Here is a 543-nt window from a genome sequence, read left to right as displayed (position 1 = left end):
CGGCATCACGGGGAAGTGGAACGCCATGTGGCACTCGTCGCCGCCGGCCGCGTAGTCGCCGAAGTAGTCGACCACGTCCTCGGGCCACTGGTTCGCCTCCGCCAGCAGCACGGTGTCCGGGTAGTGCGCGTCGATGTCGCGGCGGACCCGCCGGAGGAAGGCGTGCGTGGCGGGCAGGTTCTCGCAGTTGGTGCCCTCCTGGGCGTACAGGTAGGGCACCGCGTCCAGGCGGTAGCCGTCGATGCCGAGGTCGAGCCAGAAGCGCAGGGCGGCCAGGATCTCCTCCTGGACGGCCGGGTTCTCGTAGTTCAGGTCCGGCTGGTGGGAGAAGAACCGGTGGAAGTAGTACTGGCCCCGGACCGGATCGAAGGTCCAGTTGGAGACCTCGGTGTCGACGAAGATGATTCGGGCGTCCTGGTAGCGCTGGTCGTCGTCGGCCCACATGTAGTAGTCCCCGTAGGGGCCGTCGGGGTTCTTGCGGGACTCCTGGAACCACGGGTGCTGGTCGCTGGTGTGGTTCATGACGAAGTCGATGATCACGCG

General features: G+C 66.9%; 1 protein-coding gene. It reads right to left on the bottom strand.

Annotated elements, in window-relative coordinates:
- The coding region (locus IF37_RS0138470) for an alpha-amylase family glycosyl hydrolase (RefSeq protein ID WP_030754476.1) at positions 1 to 543 on the bottom strand (543 nt) is incomplete at both ends.

The organism is Streptomyces sp. NRRL S-31, assembly GCF_000718775.1.
GTDB lineage: Bacteria > Actinomycetota > Actinomycetes > Streptomycetales > Streptomycetaceae > Streptomyces.
The sequence above is the reverse complement of the archived record's forward strand: the minus strand, read 5'-3'. Positions and strand labels throughout refer to the sequence as shown.